This window comes from Binatus soli (SeqCode), from assembly GCF_050015535.1.
In the GTDB taxonomy this organism is placed as follows: Bacteria; Desulfobacterota; Binatia; order Binatales; family Binataceae; genus Binatus; species Binatus soli.
Genome location: NZ_JBEKBF010000014.1, coordinates 74,673 through 94,308, shown reverse-complemented (window position 1 = coordinate 94,308; position 19,636 = coordinate 74,673). Strand labels below are relative to the sequence as shown.

The window sequence follows — 19,636 nt, the reverse complement described above, 5'->3', positions numbered from 1 at the left end:
TCAATCAGTATCGAAATCGCATTCAGCCCAGTCGCCCCGCTTTCCCGCCACGCAGAGGATTATTAACGGGAAAATTCCTCGCCGCGCCCCGACGCAGCCGCGGGAATAGCATCCCCGTTTTTCGGCAGTAGCTCGTATATTCCGCACCGTACGAAGCGGCCATCATCTGTTCCTCGGAACGCATATAGAGAATGTAGGCCGGAAACACGTACAACGCGGCAAGCAGAAATGTGAAGACGCTGCCGAAAGCCAACGCGAGAGCGAGCCAGATCAGAAATACGCCCAGGTATATCGGATGGCGGACCCATCGATAGGGTCCCTTTTGTACCACCGGCTGCGCGTTGAGCACGTAGTGACCGGTGCTGACGGTCGGCAGAGAAACAAAGGCCCAGGCCGACACGACCACGGCGACAAGAGCCAGCGCCACACCAACGAGGGCGGCGAGCAAAGTGAGGCCGGCGACATTAGAGGGGGTCGTGCGGTTGACAAACAGGTAAAGCGTGACGCCCATCAGCACAAACATCTCGGGCCAGGTCATTAACTCCACCAGTCCCCAGTGTGTGGCCGAGGCGCGTCTGTAGTTGCGGAAGGCGCGCAGGATTCCAACGATGATCGCGCCGAAACGGGCGAACGAGACGCTGGCGACGATCAGAATAGCGAGCTTGTAGATCTCAACTGCCATGGCGCTTTCCTCCTCTGCGTACGCGCGCTCTCAGGTTTTGCGCCGCCGGCCTGCCCGGCGACGGGAAGCCTGATGCGGCCGGCGCGGTGGTTCCGGGATTAGACTGCGCGCGCCACTGCCAGCCAGAAAAACATCGAGCGCCCGGAGCAGGCGCTGCTCGAGCATTTCGCTTGAGCCGTTCCACCAGCCAATCAGCCAGTTGTTGCCGGTCAAGGTATAAATCCCGGTCAGAATCTCAGCCAATTGCATCGGCTCGACGTCGTCGCGAATCTCGCCGCGCGCCTGTCCCTCGGCAAACAGCTCGGCGAGCAGCTCGTACATCTTGAACTCCCTGTTCCGGATCTCTCCGGTGGCGCTGAAGAGATTGGAACGCGTGGTCACCACCGCCATGAACTTGCGATCCTGGGACCCGACCTGCGCAATCACGCGCATCAGCTCGCGCAGGCGGTCGGGTACGCTTCGGCCGCGCACGCCCATCTCGTGCTTGAGCAATGCGATGAATTGCTCGACCTGGTCCAGCGCGAACTCCTGCAGGATCGCGTCCTTGGTGGGAAAGTAGTTGAAGAACGTGGCCTCGCTGATGCGAAGCCGCGCGATGATGTCCTGTACGCGCGTCTGATCGTAGCCGCGCTTGCGGAACAGCGCGACCGCCTGGTCCATAATCTCGCGCCGCTGGCGCGCCTTCTTTTCTTCCCTCAGGCCCATCTCAAGTAACAATATAATTAGTGATACCCTAATTGTCAAGTAACCCTAACTCAGTGGGGACATAAGAGAATGGGGCGACCGGCGCCGCTCGCCGGTCCTCGACGCTTCGCGGCGTTACGATGCGGCGATGGGGCTCAACCTGCGGCTGAAACTAGGCTTTGAAGGGGCGTGCGATGACTTGTAAAGCCAGCCTTATCCCCGCCACGAATTGCCCCATCGATCAGCGTACGCGACCTCGCTCACGGGGCGGCGGCTCACCGGTCCGAACTTGTTGTGCGGATACCCGATGGGCATGAGCGTGTAGGTCTCAACATCAGTCGGCAGGCCTAAGACCTCTTTTACTTCGTGCTCATAGAGAATGTGATTGGTCGTCATGACGGTGCCCAGCCCGAGCGCGCGACACGCGAGGATTATGTTCTGCACGGCCGGATAAATGCTTGCGCCGCTGATCCGCGCAAGATGCGGCATCGCAGCATAGAATGCAGTGACCGCTGCGGCCGGCAGGGCATCAGGAGGCGGCAGCGGCTCCTGCTTCAGGCAAGCCACCAGCAGCACGGGGGCTTCGCCTATATGATCCCAGAGATACATTCCGGACGATACGAATCGACGAAACTGCTCGTCGGTCATATGGGCGGGACGGCCGCGCGCGGCGTAGAAGGAGCCGACCGCGTCAGATGCTTTTCTGTAGATTTCGGCCAACTTTCCGCGCTGTTCCTGATCGCGCACGACGAGAAACGCCCAGTTTTGCGAATTGCCTGCCGACGGCGCACGAATCGCCGCGTCGAGAACTTTTGTGATTACTTCTTCGGGAACGGGGTCGGGCTTGAAGCGTCGAATCGCCCGCGCCGAGTACATCGCCTCGAACAGTCCGATTTCGTGCATTCTCCTTTCCTCCTTCTAAGCCGACCTCAATCAGTATCGGAATCGTATTCGTTGCTCTCGTCGTCGTCGGTCAGCACCGAGCCGGCGACGCGCGAATATTCAAACATCCCGGCCCCGCGATGGGCGCCGCTGCGAAACCTCGCGAACCCGAGCGATGTGTAGATGCGCGAATTCCCGGGCCCGGGGCGCGACAGCGGAATAAAGCATTCGACGCTGCCCTCGACTTCGCATGACGACCCATCCGGGCGCGTTAACGATGCGAAAATACGATGCGGCGGTTGCTCGACCGACGGCGTCTCTATCGTGAGATCGCGTAGCTCGCACGGCGACCATCCGCCCGCGCCGAGAATCCTGGCGCTGCGGCCTGGCGGCCCGTCGCCTGCCGCGATCGAGCGGGCTTCGAGCGCACGCGGCGCCTCCTTATCTTCGAAACACGCCCAAATCATCCGGCGCGCGGTGAATTTATCCGGCCCCAGTCCGGTGAACGACATTCCTGCGCGCGCAAACCCGTTCACGGTCCGTGCGGCGCCGTCGATGCAAACCTGTCCCGCAATTCGCCCGAATGAGGCGCTCGACGACGCGCGGTCCTGCGCGGCGCCGGGCGCGGACAGAATCCGATCGAAGTCGAACTCACCGCCGGCATGATCGATTTCGAAACGCGCGTTAACTTCGGTGTCGCCGTCCAGCCGCCCCGAGGCCAGCGCGCGTTCGATGCTCAGATACGCGGTAGCGTCGGGCACGATCACGGCGGGTCCGCGGAACGCGAGCACGATCGATTCGCCCTCGCGCCCGAGCGAGAGCGGACCGTGAGTGACGGCGCTGCTGGAACGTGTCGGCCGGCCTTCGGCGGTAAATAATGCCGCGCGATGGCGATCGAACAGCATCATGATTCGCGCGCCCACGGCGGCGCCGCCGACGTCGAAGCTCGCCATCGCGCCGATACGCGCCGCCGGGTCGTAGAATTCGATCCCGACGCGTCCGGACGCCGCAACCGTGGCGGCCGCGCCGATTTCGGATCTGGCGACCGGGGGGCGCGGCGCGCGATTTACAACGAGAGGTGCGCGCGGGGCGTGCCAATCAGCGCCGTTTGCCGAGAAGACTTGGGCGATGGCGTCTTCGCATCGGGCGCGCAACTCGCCGGGCATCCTGATCGAGACAGACAGTTCGAGTTGGGCCGCATCGACGACACCGTTCATGGCAGTTTCGGAAATCGATCTGAGCGGCGCGTTCGAACTTTGGCGATGACGCGCGGTGAATGCCTGCAACAGGTTCTGGAGGCCGCCGCCCGGGTAACGCATGCCATAGGTCGGCTTGATTCCATGATGATGCAGGCGGTCGGCGAGTCCGGCGAGAGGGCCGTTGATGAAATCGTCGCTGGCCGAGACGCAAGCGGAACCGGGCGGCCGCAGTTCGCCGCCTGAATTCCGCAGTCCGAGTCCGAAATCGAGGCGCGGCTCGATAATGTTCCATCCGTGGATGAGCAGCACCGTGACGCGGCCATGACGCGCGACGATTGCGCCGACCCGATCCGCGATCATTTCGAGCAGCCACGGCGCGCGTTCGATTATTTGCGAGAGACGGTTGCAGTCGAGCCGGTTGCGATCCATCGCGACGTTGATCAGCGCCGACGCGCCAAGTCGCGCCGCAAGTCCGCGCGTGATGTCGGCGGTATGAAGGTCGTTGACCTTGGGATTGGACAGCGAGCGCGTGCGTGGCTCGGCGCGGCCGCCGTGCGGCGTAATCAGGAGCACGGGAGAATCGGAATCGATCACCTCGAGCCATGACTCGGAGGCGGCGGTTGCGCTATGAAGCCCGGATTCAGCCATTCAGATCGACGCGGCTGCGATTGGACTTGAGCGCGGCGCGCGCCTGAAGCGCGAACGACGCAATGAGGTAGTAAGCGATGAAACTCAGCCCGGCCCACAACATAATGGGATTCACAGCCGGCAACATCAGAACCGCCGCGACCGTCACAAACGCCCAGATTATTCCAAGCGTGAGCGTGACCGGGCGGAGCGGAACGGTTCGATTTGGATAAATGAACTTGAGCGGCATGAACACCATCACGGCGAGGAGCAGCAGTACGGCAACGTTGAAGGCGGTGCCGGCGCCGAGACAGAAAAGATAAAACGCGACCAGGTTCCAATAGTTCGGGAAGCCGAGGAAGTAATTGTCTTCCGTTTTGGCTTGCGTCCGGCAGAATCCGTAAACGCTTGCGAGCATGACGAGACACGCCAGCCCCAAACCCCATCGCGAACCCGGTATGATCCCGGCCTCCAGCATCAGAAACACCGGCGCTACGGTGTAGGTGAGGTAGTCCACGATGTTGTCGAGCAGCGCGCCGTCGAAAGTCGGCACGCGAGTCTTGACCATCAGCCAGCGGGCGAGGGGACCGTCGCTGGAATCGATAATCGTCGCCGCGCCCATTGCGAGGAACGACGCGCGGAAGTCGCGTTGCGAGGCGAAGTAGATCGCGAGCAGGCCGAGCGCCGCGCCCAAAGCGGTGTATAAATGCACGCCCCACGCGCAGGCCGTGAGAAATTTCTGCCTCGGGATCGGCCGCGGCAAACTTCCGGCTGCGCCTGATGAGCTCAAGTCATTTTTCCGGCTTGTAATCGCGCGGCCCGAAGTACTCTTCGAGGACCGTCATGAACGGTCCGCATGCGCGCTGTTTTTTGACGAGCATCATCGCCTCTTCGAGTGACATTTGCCGATAAGCACGCAGGAACGCAATCGCAAGGGTGGGTGCGCGGTTCATCCCGGCGTTGCAATGGAGATAGACGCGGGAACCAGAACCGACCAGATCGCGAAGATCGTGGAGCGCAGCTTCGAGCCGCTCGGCCATCGCGTCTGCGCTGCCATCCTGGATGGGCGTGCGCACATAGTCGATCCCATGCGCTGTGTACTCCGCGCTCAGTCGTCCGTCGTCCAAGCCATTTAGGCGCAGATCGTCGTCGTCCTGGAGATTGTGAACCGCGGTAATCCCGTAGGTATCCTTCAACCAGCCGATATCAGCCTGACTGGGATATTCGCCGACCAACAATTCATCCGAGATTACGCTGACCGACGGCCGGCGGTCGCCGCGAGTTGGCCGCGGGCTACGGTCGTGGCGAATGCTGAACAAGTCAACCATCATTCAAATGTAACCATCCGGCGGGTAAGTATTCCAGCGTCACCTTAACGCGGGCGGCACAAAACCGGGCTCGAACTTCGCGTTTGCAAGCCGCCTGGCGTTGGTGCTAGTCCGAATCAGGATTCAAAATGGAAATTCCGGATTAGGAGAGTTATAGGGATTCCCAAGCGCCTGCAAGTTGCCCGCAATTTTCCGATGACGCGAGGTGGCGTATGCGGCACACGAAATCGACATCAACGGTAATTTTCCGCCAACTGCTCTTTGCCGCCGTGCTCTCACTTGGAGCGAGCATCGCCGCCGCCACGACGGCTCAGGCGCAGTCGGTGTACTATGGGTGCGAAAACAAGAAGACCGGAACCATCCGGCTCATCCCGACGGACGGCCCGTGCAGGGCGAACGAGACCCTGATTAGTTGGAACAGCGCGGACCCGGCGGGTTCGTCTGACTCGGTACAAACGCAGATCGTGTCTCAAACGCAAGAGGTCTGCGCATGCGGATGCGACGTGGCCCTGACAACTCCATGTCCGCTTGCCGCCGGATCAGTCCAGGCCGGATCGGTCCAGGTGGAAGCGCAATGTCCAACCGGCGACGTTGTCCTTGGCGGTGGATTCAATCTGGCTCCGCTACCGGTGCCGTCGCCGACGCCAGTGCCACCATCGCCAGTGCCGCCCGTTCCATCATCGACGGCGGGGCCGCTGCTTCCTGTACAGCCGGTTCTTGCCCAACCATTGCAAGTTATTCAGTCCGCTCCAAGCGAAACGGGGAATGCGTGGGACGTAAGCGTGGCAGTGCCTGAAGTGACCGCTGCGGTGTGTTTTGTTGGAAACTGCACCAACGTAACGGCCTGGGCCGTCTGCGCCCCGGGGAGCGCGACCGGGCCGTAAGTGCGCGGCGATCGCTTGGGCGACCGGGGCGGGTCAGGGCGCAGCTCACTCGCGCTCGCGAAGGATGCGTTCGAATTCTTCCGGCGCAAGATCAAAAAAGAGCTTTCGCGGTCACCTCGCGCTCGCACGAACTTCAAATAACTCGGGACGCGCGACTCCCCTCAGGCCGAAGCCGAGTATTTCCTCGACCAGCGCGGCGATGTCGGGCTCGTCGCTGCGCGAGAGCATCCCAACCACTTCCTTGATTCCGCCCAGGATTGCGTACGAGACCGCGCGCGTGTCCGAGTTGCGCACCAGGTTCATCTCGATTCCGAGATCGAGCGACCGCTTGATCAGCGCCGCGATCCGGTCATAGAAATCCCGGATCTTGTCGTCGATCTCGCGGTCGAAGCCGCTCGAATGGTTGAGCAGGATGTCGGTGAGTTCGCGCTCGGCCAGCACGTAGCGCAATACCCGCGTCAGGTTCGCGCGCAATTGATCGACGGGGTCCGCCTCTCCCGGTCCCGGCCGGATACGCTGAATCCTATCCGTCAGCTCGCCCAGGACCTGCTCGAGCAATTCCTCGAAGAGGTCCTTCTTGCTCTCGAAATAGAGGTAGAACGTGCCGCGTGCGATGCGGGCGCGGGCAATGATGTCCGCGACATTGGTCCTGTGATATCCCTTGCGGGCAAAGATGCGCTTGGCGTGGCGCAGCACCTGCGCGCGTCGGGCGTGGCGTTCCATTGCGCTGCTCCGTGCGCAACTTTCAAACTAATTGGGGATGTTCACGGTGTCAAACCCGTGCCGGGCCGTGTTAGGAAAAGATTGCGGAGGTATTTTTTTGGATGAGCGATTCAACATTTTGGGACAAGGCCCACGCAGCCGCCGCCAAGGCGACCTGGGCGTATCTCGCGACCGCCGACGGAAACCAGCCCAAGGTCCGCGTCGTGCATCCCGCCTTCGAGGGCAATCGTGTGTGGATCGCAACGGGGCGCACGTCGGCGAAAGCCCGCCATATCGCCAGGAACCCCCGGGTTGAACTCTTCTACCAGATCGGCGCCGAGATGGTTCATCTGACGGTCACAGGCAAAGCTAAGTTCGTTGAGGATTTGGCTGAAAAAAAGCGAATCTGGAATGGCAAGATATTCGATTACGATCTCGCGCAGTTCTGGCCCGGTGGTCCCGAGTCGAAGGACTTCGGCCTGATGCTGATAACGCCCGATCGCGTCGAGTTGACCTCGCTGCCCGAGATGACGACCGGCCAGAAGCCCGAAGTCTGGCGCGCCCCGCGCAAGTAGGTCGCCGCGTTCACATTCTTTAAGGGCTACAATTAAGTGGTCGCTCAGCCGCGGACGCGCTCGCGCGCGAAAATCGCGCGCTCCTCGGCGTTCATCTTCTCGCGGATGCGCGATCCTTTCCCGAGATGCCGATGCTGTCCGCCTTCTGAAAAATATTCCTCGTAAGGCTGCGCGGGAATCGGCTCTGGCGCAGGCGTGTCCGTGATCTTAACGCCCAACATTTCCTCGACCAGGTTGGTGTCGTACATCCTGACCGCGTCGTAGTCCGTGAGCAGCGCACATACTTCGACGCAGATGTAGCATCCGATGCATTCCTGAAAGCGGTTCTGCACCGGCTGCACGCCGCGGCCCGGAACCGAGCCGGGCGCCAGGTGCTCGATGCATTGCACCGGGCAGAACTCGGGGCATTTGCCGCACGGGAAGCACAGGTTCACGTCCATGAACGCCACTTCGCGCGGGCGCTTTTTCTTTTGTCCGACCTCTTCGGGAGTCTCGGGGATACGGTGTTCCTTGAGGCGGCGCTTGATGATGTCGATGGCGCTCATACTTACAGTCACGCTTTTTCAGCGCGCCCGGTCAAGCGGCCCGGGAAAAGAGAAGTACGCTGAAAAAGTACGGGCCAGCGCGATAGCACGCCAGCCCGATGCCGACTGGAAAAGGGGGGGCAAACCCAGCCGGCGCTCCCTTGTACCAAATCGCCGCGCGAGTGTCTATTTCCGCCGAAATTAAGCCACTGTTTTCAAACTCAGACACTCGGCCCCGAGTTAAGACAGCGCCGGGGAACAACGAAAAACAAAGAGGGAAAGAGTGAAAAAATGAAAAAATTTTATCTGACGGCGAAGATGCGCCCGCTCGAGGTTCCGACGTACAGCATCCCCGACGCCGACGATGCGGCCGTCGCGATCTTGCCGAAGCTTCGCGACGTCCAGACGTAGCTGCCGTCGCCGGTGAGCACCGCGCCCACGTCGCCCGTCGCCGCGTCGAACACGCTGTCGTAGCCAAGCGCGAACAGTCCCGCCGCGCCCGGTTTCAGGGTCGGATCTTTCCATCGTAGCTGCCCGTCGGCGGAGACACCGTAGATCGTATCGGAGCCGACGAAGATTGTTCCCGACGGAGCGACCGCCGGTCCCGTGGTTACCGCATGCGCGGAGTTGACGTGCCAGATCGGATTGCCGGTCCGCAAATCGATCGCATACACGCCGCCGCCGCCCGAGCCCGCATAGACGACATCGTCGGCATACGCGACCGATCCCGAAAATCCGCCATCAGGCTCAAATGTCCAGACCACGGCGCCGTCTGACGCAAGCGCAATGACCGTGCCGCGCGAGGTTCCCACCACGACTCCGTCCGGAGTCGTCGCGGCGGTAGTCACTGGTCCGACGCTCACGCGCCAATTGAGAGAGCCGGAGGTGCTGACAGACACGAGGTCGGCGCCCGCGGATGCGTAAATCGCGCGGTCCGTCGCGGCCAGCGGTCCCGCGCTCTCGCCGATTTCGAGACGCCAGAGCGTGGCGCCGTCGGGACCGATTGCCGCAAGCTCCGACCTGGACGACATCGCGACCACGGTCCCGTCGGGCAACACTGCCGGCGACAGACCGTCGGCATCGCGACGCATGACTTCCTTGCCGGCGGAATTCAGCCCGTGCATCACGCCGTCACGGGTGATGAAATATATCGAGCCGTCGGCGCCGGCCGCGATTCGCCCGCGCAACTCCGCGCCCGGATCGAAAGTCCACATCAGAACGCCCGCACTGCGCGCCGATCGCGCAGGCGTACCCGAAGCCGCCGGCTCTAAGCCGCCTTTCGGCGTCGCCGTCGCGGTCGGGAGAGGAGGCGGGCACAAAAACATGGTCCCGCCGCCCGCCGGGCACGCGCAAGACGGGGGGGCCGGGGGGCCGCAGGCGTTGACGTCCTGGTAAACGCCGATGCCAACCTGCTGACTGGACACTCCAGAATTGCTCGCGAGGATGCAGGCGCATCCCGCAAGTCCCGTCGTGTAGATGCCGCCCAAAGCCCCGGGTGATGAGGGCCCTTGGAAGGAATTGGGGTTGTTGGAGGTCCACAATGTGGTCGGTCCCGCCGTGATGTCCTCGTACTGGACTTTCGATCCCTTGATGTATGTACCGATTACGTTGAATGCGACCGTCCCGCCGGTCGGTACGGCATTCGGGCCGGTGCTCGACACGTTGGTGCTGGTTGCTGCGGGACGCGGCGTCAACGTGGGGGTCGGTCGACTCGGTGTGTGTGTGGGCGACCCTACCGGCGCGGGGGTGAACGTGGGCGAGACCGGGGGACCATTTGCGATCGTCATGGAATCGAGGGCAAAGCCAGGACCGGGGGTTGGCGAAGGCCCTCCTCCGCCGCCGCCGCAACTGAGCATAATTGCTCCGAAGACGAACAATACAGCCGGCGCGACCACCAGCCATCTGAGCCACCGCGAGAACATCAAGCTATGAGCTATGACGACGCAATCGCGCGCTGTCAAGGTTAAAGCGCTATTTGCGAACGAAATTTACGAGTTGATCTCAGCTCGCCCGAGTGCAATGCCCGATGCTGGCGACGATGGAGATTGGTGAAATAAAAAAATGGCGGGCATGTGAAGAGGGGGGGGACTCTCCAATGCCCGCCTGTTCGTAGCGACCCGTCCGCTTACACTGCGGACGGAATCCGGTTGTTTGGGAGGAACATTCAACCGGATGGGTGCGAGAGCCGTATGCACCCATTTATTGAGACGATTCATTTCAGCGATTATTCAAAGTCGAAACGCTTTGATTTGCACGCGTCAATGGTCGGACTAGACTCGGTTGCGGAGGATTCGAAAAAGCCATGGAATATCGGCGATTGGGTGGTACCGGACTCAAAGTTTCGGAACTTTGCCTTGGCGGCATGACGTTTGGACGCGAAACAGATGAAGCTACGGCGGGAAAAATTCTCGACCGGTTCATCGAGGCTGGCGGTAATTTCGTCGACACCGCGAACGTCTATGCGGCGGGCGCGTCGGAGGAGATTCTCGGGCGAATTATCGGCGAGCGCCGAAAAGATTTGATTGTCGCGACAAAAGTTCGCTTCAACGCGAATGTTTTCATGGGCAAGACGGTGGCGCCGAATCAAATTGGACTCTCGCGCGGGCATATCATGTCGGAGGTCGAAGCCAGTCTGCGCCGGCTGAAGATGGATTACATCGATCTTTACCAGGTGCATTCGTGGGACTTCGAAACGCCGATAGAAGAGACGATGCGCGCACTCGACGACCTCGTGCGTCAAGGCAAAGCCAGATATATCGGAGCATCGAATTTTACGGCGTGGCAACTGATGAAGAGTCTGTGGGTCAGCGATAAACACGATTTCGCGCGGTTTGACTGCCTGCAGCCCCAATACAGCCTCATTTCGCGCGAGATCGAGCGTGAACTCCTGCCGTTGTGCCGCTATGAGAGCGTCGGCGTGATTCCGTGGAGTCCGCTCGGCGGTGGATTTCTGACCGGCAAGTATCGTTCTGGACAGCGCCCGCCCGAGGACAGCCGCCTGGCCAGGATGGATCTCTGGAATCGGCTCGCCGACAAGCGAAACTACTCGACCCTTGAAGCAGTCGAGCACATCGCGAAGGAACGAGGCCGTGCCATCTCGCAGGTCGCTCTGGCGTGGGTGAATCAGCAGCCCGGTGTCAGCTCGGTGATTTACGGCGCGCGAACCGAAGAGCAGAACGAACAGAACCTGGGCGCGATCGGATTTCGGCTCGAGGCCGCAGAACTCGCGGCGCTCAACAAGGCGAGCGCGTTGCCGCTCGAGTATCCCAATGCGATGCAGGCGCGATTACCCGGCTACCCGCGCATCTGAACAAAAGCAAAAGCCGTAACCTTCGCCGGCTCAACAGACAACGAGGCGCATCCACTCGGACGCGCCTCGTTTTTCCGTGTGACAGGCGCAGCACCGGGGCAGACCTGTCAACCCTGGAACGATGGGCCCATGAAGCCGGCCGGCGGGATCGCCGACGGCATGCCGGCTCCCCCCGCGTCGACGAACTGGCTGCCGACCGTCAGTCCGCCGTCCACGATCATCGCCTGCCCGGTGACGAATTCTGAATCGTCGCTGGCGAGGTAGAGCGCCATCCCGGCGATGTCCTCCGGCTGGCCCGCGCGCGGAATCGGCTGACCCTTCGCCATCCATTGTTCCATCGCCTCTTTCATACCGGGCAGATTGCGATGCAGGATCGGCGTATTGATTATGCCGGGGCAGATGCAATTGACCCGGATTTTATCCTTGGCGAATTCCAACGCTGCCGAGCGCGTCAGGTTCACCACGGCGGCCTTCGCCGCGCAGTAGGCGTGTAGTCCGGCGACGCCGCGGATGCCCGCGATCGACGCGGTCGAGATTATCGAACCACCGCCTGCTTTTCGCAGCTCGGGCGCCGCATGCTTCATTCCCAGGAACACGCCGCGCAACAGCACCGCCTGACTCTTGTCCCAGTCCTCGACGGAAATTTGTTCGAGCGATCCGACCGCGCCGCCGATCCCGGCGTTGTTGTACATGATATCGAGCCGGCCGAATTCCTTGATGGCGCGCGCGATGAGCGCCTTGATTTCCGCTTCGGCACAGACGTCGGTCTTCTGGAAGACCGCGCGCCCGGCGTTCTCCTTGCAATCGCGGACCGCGGCTTCGCCGCCTTCGTCGTTGAGGTCCGCGATCACAACCGCCGCGCCTTCGCCCGCGAACTTGATTGCCGTGGCGCGCCCGATTCCGCTCGCCGCGCCCGTGATAACCGCCACTTTGCCGTCAAGCCTGCCCATTTCAGATTTCCTCTGCTTAAAAGATTACGATGGCACGCAACGCGCGTGACACGCATCGAGCTAAGTAGCAGACCCCGACTTGAAGCGGGTAACGGTTGCCAGGCCGCCGGTGAGAGACACTCGAAGCGGGGGACCGCAACTTTTCGGAAGACAGCGGATACTTGGCGCCCCCATTGATATAATAGCCGCGACGATGAGCCCGGAAGATCGAAACGAAAAGCGCGGTGCAAACGAAACTCCGCCTGAACCCGCTGGCGGCGAGCCGACCGGCCCGGATTACGGCTCGCTGATCGATTATCCCAAGGACGCGCCCGCGCAGACCGGGCAGGCCGCGGCCTCCGATTCGCGCGCAGTCCGGGACGAATCGGTCTCTATCGACCAAAAGCTGGAGGCTGCCTCGACCGAGCCGGGCGTCTATCTGCTTCGCGATCGCGCCGGCAAGGTACTTTACGTCGGCAAGGCCAAGTCGCTGCGCTCCCGCGTGCGCGCATATTTCCGCGAGGGTGGCGACGGACGCTTCCAGGTTCGGTTCCTGATGCGGCGGGTGCGCGACTTCGACACGATAGTCACGGCGAGCGAGAAGGAGGCGCTGATCCTCGAAAACAATCTGATCAAACAGTACCGGCCCAGGTACAATATCCGCCTCAAGGACGACAAATCGTACCTGAGCGCGAAGATCACCAATCACGCATGGCCGCGAATCACGGTCACGCGCAAGATCGTCAAGGACGGCGGCCGCTACTTCGGGCCGTTCGGTTCGGCCGACGGACTGCGCGAGACGATCGACGTCATCCGCAAAGTCTTTCCGCTGCGCACCTGCACCGACGCGGTGTTCCGCAACCGCTCGCGGCCGTGCCTCGAATATCAGATCAAGCGGTGCCTCGGGCCGTGCTGTTTGCCGGTCGATCGCGAAGAGTATGGCCGCCATTTGCACGCGGCGCAGATGCTGCTCGAAGGAAAAAATCTCGAGCTGCTCCGCGAGATGCGCGACCTGATGAAGGATCACGCGTCGCGCCTCGAGTTCGAGCAGGCTGCGCGGGTCCGCGATCGCGTGCGCGCGATCGAAAAAACCGTCGAGCGGCAAACCGTCCTGCATCACTGGGGAATCGACGAGGACGTGTTCGGAATCTACCGCGAGGGCGGCTTCATCGAGGCGATCGTCCTGATCGTCCGCGGCGGAAAGCTGACCAGCACCCAGGGATGGAGCTTTCAGGACCTGGAATTTCCGGTTCACGAAATTCTTTCCGATCTGCTGACTCAGTATTACTCGGGCGCGCGCAATATCCCCGACGAAGTGATCGTGCCGGTCGAGTTGGAGGATGCCGCCGTGCGCGCAGAGCTGCTCTCAGAGCGGCGCGGCAAGAAATGCGAAGTGTTTCAGCCGCAGCGTGGCGAGAAGCTCCGTCTGCTGGAAATGGCGATGGACAACGCGCGCCAAAGCTTTGCCTCGCGGCGCGACAACGAAAAAACCCGCGAGCGGATGCTCGAGGACCTGCGCGCCAAGCTGGGTCTGCGCAACACGCCCAAGCGGATGGAATGCTACGACATCTCGAATCTGCAGGGCTCGATGGTGGTCGGGTCGCAGGTGACTTTCGACGAAGGCGAGCCGCAAAAGAATCTCTACCGCCGGTACCGGATTCGCAGTTTCGAAGGCCAGGATGACTTCGCCGGCATGTACGAAGTCTTGAAGCGCCGGCTCGAACGCGCGGTGCGCGAAAACGAATACCCGGACTTGTGGGTCATCGACGGCGGCAAGGGACAACTGAACGTCGCGCTCGAAGTGATCCGCGAGTTCAAGCTTGCCGATCACATCGATTGCGTGTCGCTGGCCAAGCAGCATGTTCTGAACGACCGGCGCGAAAAAGAAGTGACGAAATCCGAGGAGCGCGTCTTCGTTCCCAGGCGCAAGGATCCGATCGTCCTGCCGAAAAATTCGACCGCGCTGTTCCTGCTCGTGAGGATTCGCGACGAGGCGCATCGATTCGCGATCGCCTACAACCGCGAACTAAGGCGCCGCGCACGGCTGCGCTCGGTCCTCGACGATATCGACGGCGTCGGCCCGGTCCGGCGGCGCGCGATGCTCCGTCATTTCGGGAGTCTCAAACGGATTCGCGAGGCGACCACCGACGAGATTGCGGCGGTGAAGGGACTCAATCGCGAACTTGCCGCCGAGATTCGCCGGCATCTCGACGAAATGACTGCGCTGCTCGACGTCGAAGAATCCGCCGACCAACCGCCTCTTCCACTCGCTTCATCCGCCATTCCCGCCAATAACGCCGGCGCGCGAGCCAATCACGCACCCGCCCGCGATTGACGCGAAAGTTCCCCAGAGCACACATCGTCGGTCGCGCTACTTGCTTGTGTCGGCGCATAATCTTCAAGTCAACATCGACCTCACGCCGCCGCTGATGCGCAAAGGAGTGCCTAGCTATCGCTGCGGGAGCACTTTCCGCAAAACGCGCCGCATTGCGGCCTGTCGGACTGCACTCGATCAGGCCCAGCGAGATTTTACCTCCGATCCCGGCATTCAGCCTGCTTGAACGGATTGCGCCGATCTACGCGGTCGCAATCTCCGTAGCCGCGGGAGATGCGCTTGGCAATCTTCACATCGCGATTCCACTATGGCTTGCGCTGGCGCTCGGCGTATTCGCGCTCGGCGCGTTTCTCGCTGCCCGACCCACGCTCGGCCTTGCGGCGGCGTACGTTGCTCTTGCACTGGCCGCGACAGTGGCCGTTGCGAACGTGCTCGATCCGCCGCGCGAGTCACATGGCATCGCCACGATGGCGGACGGTTCGCGCGTTACGATCGAAGGACGCCTGTATCGCGAGATCGAGCGCGAAGCTTATGGCGATCGGCTGTACATCACGGTCGAGCGAGCCGCCGAGCATGGCGGCGCTATGCTGCCGTCCGGCGGCAATGTCCGAATCGCGGTGCTCGGTGGCGGGGGTTTCAAGCTGGGCGACGAAATCAGGCTGAGCGCGCGAATTCATTTTCCCCGCAACTACGGGAATCCCGGCGAATTCGACTACGCGGGACAGATGGCGCGCGACGGCATTGACGCGACGATGACCGCGCCGAAGGGATCGCTCGGTTCGGTGGGATTTCAAATCATCGGGCATCGTTCGAGCTTTCCGTCGAGCCGGATTGAAGCGATAAGAACTCAGATCGGCGAGTTCTTCGATCGGAACCTTGCTTATCCTGAAAACGCCGAGATGCGCGCGCTCGTGATCGGCGATCGCGGCGAAATCGGCGAGCCGCTTCGCAATACATTCGCGCGCACCGGGATGGCCCATTTGCTGGTTATCTCAGGACTGCACTTGAGCATCATGGCGGCCGCGATCTTCGCCGTGGTGCGGCTTGCGATGATGCTGTTCCCGGGGCTGGCAAACCGCGGTTACGCGAACAAGGTGGCCGCGATCGCCGCTATGCTGGCGGTATGCGGGTACGCGTCGATCGCGGGGCATCACGTGTCCACGATGCGGGCGCTGGTGATGGTGCTCGCGTATATGCTGGCCGTGGCGATCGACCGTTCTCGCGAAGCGATCGCGTCGTTGGCCCTTGCTGCGATCGTGATTTGCGTCGCGCTTCCCGGTTCGACCGCGGACATCGGGTTTCAGCTCTCGTTTGCGTCGGTGATTGTGATCCTGCTCGGGATGCGCCGGTCTGCCGCCTGGTTCGCGCGCCGCAAACGCATCGGGATGCTTCCCGGCGAACCCTCGTCGCCACGATGGCGATTTCTGGAAGCCCTTGCCGGCTATCTCGCGGTGTCCTTCTGGGCGATGGTCGGGACGGCTCCTCTCACCGCGTACCACTTCAACCAGTTTGCGGTTGTCGGCCTGGTCGCAAACGCCGTGGTGGTGCCGATCATGGCATTCGGCGCCACGATCAGCGGTCTGGTTGCCGCCGCATTGAGTTTCTTTTCGGAGCCGGCCGCGCGCCCGATCCTGCTATTCGGCGCGCACGCGCTTGCGGCCGGCAACTGGCTGGCAGCCTGGTTCGTCGATTGGCCGTTGGCATGGTTCCGTATCTTCACGCCGACGATTCTCGAACTCGCAATCGCCTATGGGCTGCTGATGATTTGGTTGCTCGCTCCGCTTGCCGCGGCGATAACCGGAAAGCGATCGCTCGACGAGGGGACTCGCGAGGACGTTCTGAACGACCCTGCGGCCAAGCCCGGATTCGGATGGCATGCGCGATGCGCCATTGCGCTGGCGCTCGTGCTGATAGTTGACGCGGGATGCTGGACCTACGACCGCTTCTTCAATCCCGATCTGCGCGTGACGTTCCTGTCGGTGGGCGAGGGCGACGGCGCGGTGGTGCGATTTCCCGGCTCGCGCGTGATGGTGATCGATGGCGGCAGCTCCTACGGCGGCTACGACACGGGTGAGCGGATTGTCGCGGCATATTTATGGTCGCAAAAAATCATGCGCGTCGATTACCTTGCGCTGAGCCATCCCGACCTCGACCATTTCGGCGGTCTGGATTTTATCGCCATGAACTTCGCGCCACGGGCGTTCTGGACCACGGGAGTTGCGAGCCGCGACGTGAGCTACGCACGCCTGATGGACGACCTCGCGCGCGCCGGAATTCCGATGGTGCAGGTGGGCGATACGGCGCCGGTCGCGGCGATCGGCGGCGTTGCGATTTCGTCGCTCAACGGGAGCACCGGCGCCGCGAGGACGCATAACAACAGCTCGATGGTGTTGCGATTCAGTTTCGGAAGCTCGTCATTGCTGTTCACCGGCGACCTCGAATCGGCCGGCGAGCACGCGATGGTCGAGAACCGCGGCGATCTTCACGCGACGATGCTCAAGGTGCCGCATCATGGCAGCGCTAGTTCCTCAACGCCGGCCTTCATCGCCGCCGTGCATCCGGAGGCTGTGGTCATCTCGGACGGATATTTGAATCATTTTCATTTTCCGTCGGCCGTGGTTGTCGAACGCTACGTGGAAGCGGGCGCCGTCCTGATGCGCACCGACCTCGACGGCGCCGTGATGGTTGATGCGACACGGGATCGGATGACGGTGCGAACTTTCCGCGCCCCCGGCGCCGCTCCAATCCACCTCGTCCCGTAGTCGCCCACCGCCGATTCAGGCCCATGAAGCATAGTAGGCTTTAGCAGTTCAGGGTTATGGCTCGACTAAAGAAAAAGCCCCAGGAACCAAGAGGAATCTAACAAACTAAGCCTTGCAAGTTGTCGGGTTTTTGCATATGATGAGTGTCGGGTTTTTGTAGGGGCACGTCATGGCACAGCGCAAGACACTGCTCGAAAGAGTGAAGACACGGATCGCTCGAAAACGCGACGATGTGTTCCTCCCTCGTGAGTTCACCGACCTCGGTGGTGAAGACCAGGTTCTACGCGCCCTGCGCAGTCTCGTGCGCGACGATCGTCTCGTCCGCCTCGGCTACGGCGTTTATGGCCGCGCGACGATCTCTCGGCTCTCCGGTAAGCCGATTCTGTACAGTCAAACCGGGTTCATCGGCGCAGCACGCCAAGCACTCACCAAGCTTGGCGTCGCGTGGGAGCCGACCGAAGCCGAGCGCGCTTATAACGAAGGCCGGTCAACCCAGGTGCCGGTCAACCCTGTTGTCCGCGTGAAAGGGCGTTTTTCGCGCCAGCTCCGAGACGGGAACACGGAACTCATCCTTGAGCGATGAAATCACGCTGCAGGATCTGCTGGAAGTCCAGGCGCACTTCGGATTGCCAAGCGCGGCGCTCGTGGAAAAAGACTTCCGCGTCGTACGGGCGCTCGCTGCGGTAAACGCGACCGACACAGCACCGTGCCGTTTGGTTTTCGGCGGCGGTACATCATTAAGCCGGGCTCATCGCATAATTCGCCGGATGTCAGAAGACATCGATTTGAGAATTGTCTCCGACCCTGAACCGACACGCCCCGCATTGCGCCGATTGCGGGAAACAATCACCGAAGCGCTTCTGGCAGCGGGGTTCCGCTTCGATCCTGACAACCCGGCGTACAGGGAATCCCGGAACGAAAGCCGCTACACGATTTACCGCTTGCCCTACGATCCGCTTTTGCGTGGAGAGGGAGCTCTGCGGCCAGAAATCCAGATCGAGATATCGGTTTGGCCGCTTAGAATCCAGGCGATTGATCTGCCAGTCAGTTCATTCGTGGCAGAGGCTTTCCAGCGTCCTCCCGAGATCGCCAATATCGCATGCGTCTCAATCGTCGAGACAGCAGCGGATAAATTCGTCGCCTTGACCCGGCGTGTGGGCGCCGAGCTTGCCAATGCCGACCGTGCACGCGACGATACGCTCGTGCGCCACATTTACGATCTGCATGTCGCCCGCGACCGCTATGATCCGGTTGAGGTCGCCTCCTTGCTGAACGCAATCATGCTGGCCGACGCCGAGGCTTACGGGAATCAATTCCCGGCATATCGTGAGAACCCCGCAGGCGAGACCTTACGGGCCATAGACAGCCTCGCGAGCGATCCCACCTACCGCCAGCGATACGATGAATTTCAGCGGAACATGGTCTATGGCGACCTCGCGGACTACGCAGCGTGCCTCGAAACTCTCAGAGACCTTGCGGGGAAGTCGAAGCGTTAATTGGAACGCATGGACCAGCAGCGGCCAACAAGAAGCTCCAACCGGGCGCGTGGTAGAATCCGCGCCAGCGGAGGTTGTTCGTGGGCAGAAAACATTCACCGAAAGGCCAAATCGTACTGAAAAAGGCGGAGAAGCTGGAAGCAGTCAATGCAGCCTTGCCTACGGGGTCTTGACCTGAAAACTTCGTAGCAAAGTTCCAAGAAATGTATCACGAAGATTGGAACAAGATCACTCGCAGATATAAGGCGCACGAGCGCCAAACGCCGCGAGGCAAGAGCCATCCAATGCCTGAGCCAACGCAGTATCTGTTGAACATGGTGAAGAACTTCATCAAGACGAAACACGCAGGCTGATGGCAGCGGCAGGGCGGGCGTAGTGTCCCGTCTTAAGAGTTACTGTTGGCCATCAGATCGAGGAATCTTTGACGGATCGACGATGTTAGGCGACGGAATAGCCGTGGGCCGTCAACTCCGGCTGGAACTTGTGTAAAGGAGCGCCCTCCTGATGCGCACCGACCTCGACGGCGCCGTGATGGTTGATGCCACACCGGATCGGATGACGGTGCGAACTTTCCGCGCCCGCCCCGCCAGTCCAATCCACCTCGTCCCGTCCGCTCCCTCCGCCGCCCGACATTAGTCACCGCCGCTGGAACGCAGCCACAGTGTCCGCGTCGCACGGTCAGAGCAATCGTCCGGTGCTTGTCACAAATGTAGCCGG

General features: G+C 61.5%; 17 protein-coding genes. 7 read left to right on the top strand and 10 right to left on the bottom strand.

Annotated features, from left to right (window positions below; genetic code table 11):
- Positions 1–22: 22 nt before the first annotated feature.
- The 7 genes from ABR989_RS12250 to ABR989_RS12220 form a co-directional block, all read right to left on the bottom strand.
- Positions 23–682 (bottom strand): methyltransferase family protein, encoded by a 660-nt coding sequence (locus ABR989_RS12250; protein ID WP_428128902.1) that lies wholly within the window; start codon positions 680–682, stop codon positions 23–25.
- Positions 683–712: 30 nt separating this feature from the next.
- On the bottom strand, positions 713–1,387 hold the full coding sequence (locus ABR989_RS12245; RefSeq protein WP_428128900.1) for a TetR/AcrR family transcriptional regulator: 675 nt from the start codon (positions 1,385–1,387) through the stop codon (positions 713–715).
- 192 nt (positions 1,388–1,579) lie between these two features.
- Positions 1,580–2,269 (bottom strand): nitroreductase family protein, encoded by a 690-nt coding sequence (locus tag ABR989_RS12240; protein WP_428128897.1) that lies wholly within the window; start codon positions 2,267–2,269, stop codon positions 1,580–1,582.
- 26 nt (positions 2,270–2,295) lie between these two features.
- A complete protein-coding gene (locus ABR989_RS12235) occupies positions 2,296–4,095 on the bottom strand; it encodes a hypothetical protein (RefSeq protein ID WP_428128895.1) in 1,800 nt (599 codons plus the stop codon).
- The gene (locus ABR989_RS12230) at positions 4,088–4,864 is read right to left on the bottom strand and encodes a CDP-alcohol phosphatidyltransferase family protein (RefSeq protein WP_428128893.1); all 777 of its coding nucleotides are present in this window, start codon (positions 4,862–4,864) and stop codon (positions 4,088–4,090) included. Before ABR989_RS12230 ends, ABR989_RS12235 begins: the two co-directional genes overlap by 8 nt.
- Position 4,865: 1 nt before the next feature.
- Positions 4,866–5,405, bottom strand: coding sequence for a dual specificity protein phosphatase family protein (locus tag ABR989_RS12225; RefSeq protein WP_428128891.1), 540 nt, complete (start codon positions 5,403–5,405; stop codon positions 4,866–4,868).
- A 992-nt stretch (positions 5,406–6,397) separates the two neighbouring features.
- A complete protein-coding gene (locus tag ABR989_RS12220; protein ID WP_428128889.1) occupies positions 6,398–7,009 on the bottom strand; it encodes a TetR/AcrR family transcriptional regulator in 612 nt (203 codons plus the stop codon).
- A 101-nt stretch (positions 7,010–7,110) separates the two neighbouring features.
- On the opposite strand from ABR989_RS12220, the gene ABR989_RS12215 reads away from it, so the two are divergent.
- Complete coding sequence (locus ABR989_RS12215) at positions 7,111–7,563, top strand: pyridoxamine 5'-phosphate oxidase family protein (protein WP_428128887.1); 453 nt, start codon at positions 7,111–7,113, stop codon at positions 7,561–7,563.
- 44 nt (positions 7,564–7,607) lie between these two features.
- On the opposite strand, the gene ABR989_RS12210 is transcribed toward ABR989_RS12215, so the two are convergent.
- Together ABR989_RS12210 and ABR989_RS12205 are read right to left on the bottom strand one after the other, a co-directional pair.
- The gene (locus ABR989_RS12210; RefSeq protein WP_428128886.1) at positions 7,608–8,108 is read right to left on the bottom strand and encodes a 4Fe-4S dicluster domain-containing protein; all 501 of its coding nucleotides are present in this window, start codon (positions 8,106–8,108) and stop codon (positions 7,608–7,610) included.
- 281 nt (positions 8,109–8,389) lie between these two features.
- Positions 8,390–9,301, bottom strand: coding sequence for an outer membrane protein assembly factor BamB family protein (locus tag ABR989_RS12205; RefSeq protein ID WP_428128884.1), 912 nt, complete (start codon positions 9,299–9,301; stop codon positions 8,390–8,392).
- Between the two features lie 262 nt (positions 9,302–9,563).
- Between ABR989_RS12205 and ABR989_RS12200 the strand changes: the two genes are divergently transcribed.
- Together ABR989_RS12200 and ABR989_RS12195 are read left to right on the top strand one after the other, a co-directional pair.
- Positions 9,564–10,019 carry a hypothetical protein gene (locus tag ABR989_RS12200; protein ID WP_428128881.1) on the top strand — a complete coding sequence of 152 codons (456 nt, stop codon included), beginning with the start codon at positions 9,564–9,566 and terminating at the stop codon, positions 10,017–10,019.
- A gap of 370 nt (positions 10,020–10,389) precedes the next feature.
- A complete protein-coding gene (locus ABR989_RS12195) occupies positions 10,390–11,397 on the top strand; it encodes an aldo/keto reductase (RefSeq protein WP_428128879.1) in 1,008 nt (335 codons plus the stop codon).
- 107 nt (positions 11,398–11,504) lie between these two features.
- On the opposite strand, the gene ABR989_RS12190 is transcribed toward ABR989_RS12195, so the two are convergent.
- Positions 11,505–12,347, bottom strand: a complete 843-nt coding sequence (locus ABR989_RS12190) for an SDR family NAD(P)-dependent oxidoreductase (RefSeq protein ID WP_428128876.1) — start codon at positions 12,345–12,347, stop codon at positions 11,505–11,507.
- 193 nt (positions 12,348–12,540) lie between these two features.
- On the opposite strand from ABR989_RS12190, the gene uvrC reads away from it, so the two are divergent.
- From uvrC to ABR989_RS12170, 4 genes are all read left to right on the top strand, one after another.
- The gene (uvrC, locus tag ABR989_RS12185) at positions 12,541–14,661 is read left to right on the top strand and encodes an excinuclease ABC subunit UvrC (RefSeq protein WP_428128873.1); all 2,121 of its coding nucleotides are present in this window, start codon (positions 12,541–12,543) and stop codon (positions 14,659–14,661) included.
- A gap of 152 nt (positions 14,662–14,813) precedes the next feature.
- The gene (locus ABR989_RS12180) at positions 14,814–17,423 is read left to right on the top strand and encodes a DNA internalization-related competence protein ComEC/Rec2 (RefSeq protein WP_428128871.1); all 2,610 of its coding nucleotides are present in this window, start codon (positions 14,814–14,816) and stop codon (positions 17,421–17,423) included.
- A gap of 169 nt (positions 17,424–17,592) precedes the next feature.
- Positions 17,593–18,006, top strand: coding sequence for a DUF6088 family protein (locus ABR989_RS12175; protein ID WP_428128869.1), 414 nt, complete (start codon positions 17,593–17,595; stop codon positions 18,004–18,006).
- The gene (locus tag ABR989_RS12170) at positions 17,996–18,919 is read left to right on the top strand and encodes a nucleotidyl transferase AbiEii/AbiGii toxin family protein (RefSeq protein WP_428128867.1); all 924 of its coding nucleotides are present in this window, start codon (positions 17,996–17,998) and stop codon (positions 18,917–18,919) included. Before ABR989_RS12175 ends, ABR989_RS12170 begins: the two co-directional genes overlap by 11 nt.
- Positions 18,920–19,636: the final 717 nt, after the last annotated feature.

What these genes read in the sequence shown, in the direction of transcription:
- ABR989_RS12250 (WP_428128902.1), bottom strand. Translation starts at nt 682, where the DNA reads ATGGCAGTTGAGATCTACAAGCTCGCTATTCTGATCGTCGCCAGCGTC.
- ABR989_RS12245 (WP_428128900.1), bottom strand. Translation starts at nt 1,387, where the DNA reads ATGGGCCTGAGGGAAGAAAAGAAGGCGCGCCAGCGGCGCGAGATTATG.
- ABR989_RS12240 (WP_428128897.1), bottom strand. Translation starts at nt 2,269, where the DNA reads ATGCACGAAATCGGACTGTTCGAGGCGATGTACTCGGCGCGGGCGATT.
- ABR989_RS12235 (WP_428128895.1), bottom strand. Translation starts at nt 4,095, where the DNA reads ATGGCTGAATCCGGGCTTCATAGCGCAACCGCCGCCTCCGAGTCATGG.
- ABR989_RS12225 (WP_428128891.1), bottom strand. Translation starts at nt 5,405, where the DNA reads ATGATGGTTGACTTGTTCAGCATTCGCCACGACCGTAGCCCGCGGCCA.
- ABR989_RS12220 (WP_428128889.1), bottom strand. Translation starts at nt 7,009, where the DNA reads ATGGAACGCCACGCCCGACGCGCGCAGGTGCTGCGCCACGCCAAGCGC.
- ABR989_RS12215 (WP_428128887.1), top strand. Translation starts at nt 7,111, where the DNA reads ATGAGCGATTCAACATTTTGGGACAAGGCCCACGCAGCCGCCGCCAAG.
- ABR989_RS12210 (WP_428128886.1), bottom strand. Translation starts at nt 8,108, where the DNA reads ATGAGCGCCATCGACATCATCAAGCGCCGCCTCAAGGAACACCGTATC.
- ABR989_RS12205 (WP_428128884.1), bottom strand. Translation starts at nt 9,301, where the DNA reads ATGTGGACTTTCGATCCGGGCGCGGAGTTGCGCGGGCGAATCGCGGCC.
- ABR989_RS12200 (WP_428128881.1), top strand. Translation starts at nt 9,564, where the DNA reads ATGCCGCCCAAAGCCCCGGGTGATGAGGGCCCTTGGAAGGAATTGGGG.
- ABR989_RS12195 (WP_428128879.1), top strand. Translation starts at nt 10,390, where the DNA reads ATGGAATATCGGCGATTGGGTGGTACCGGACTCAAAGTTTCGGAACTT.
- ABR989_RS12190 (WP_428128876.1), bottom strand. Translation starts at nt 12,347, where the DNA reads ATGGGCAGGCTTGACGGCAAAGTGGCGGTTATCACGGGCGCGGCGAGC.
- uvrC (WP_428128873.1), top strand. Translation starts at nt 12,541, where the DNA reads ATGAGCCCGGAAGATCGAAACGAAAAGCGCGGTGCAAACGAAACTCCG.
- ABR989_RS12175 (WP_428128869.1), top strand. Translation starts at nt 17,593, where the DNA reads ATGGCACAGCGCAAGACACTGCTCGAAAGAGTGAAGACACGGATCGCT.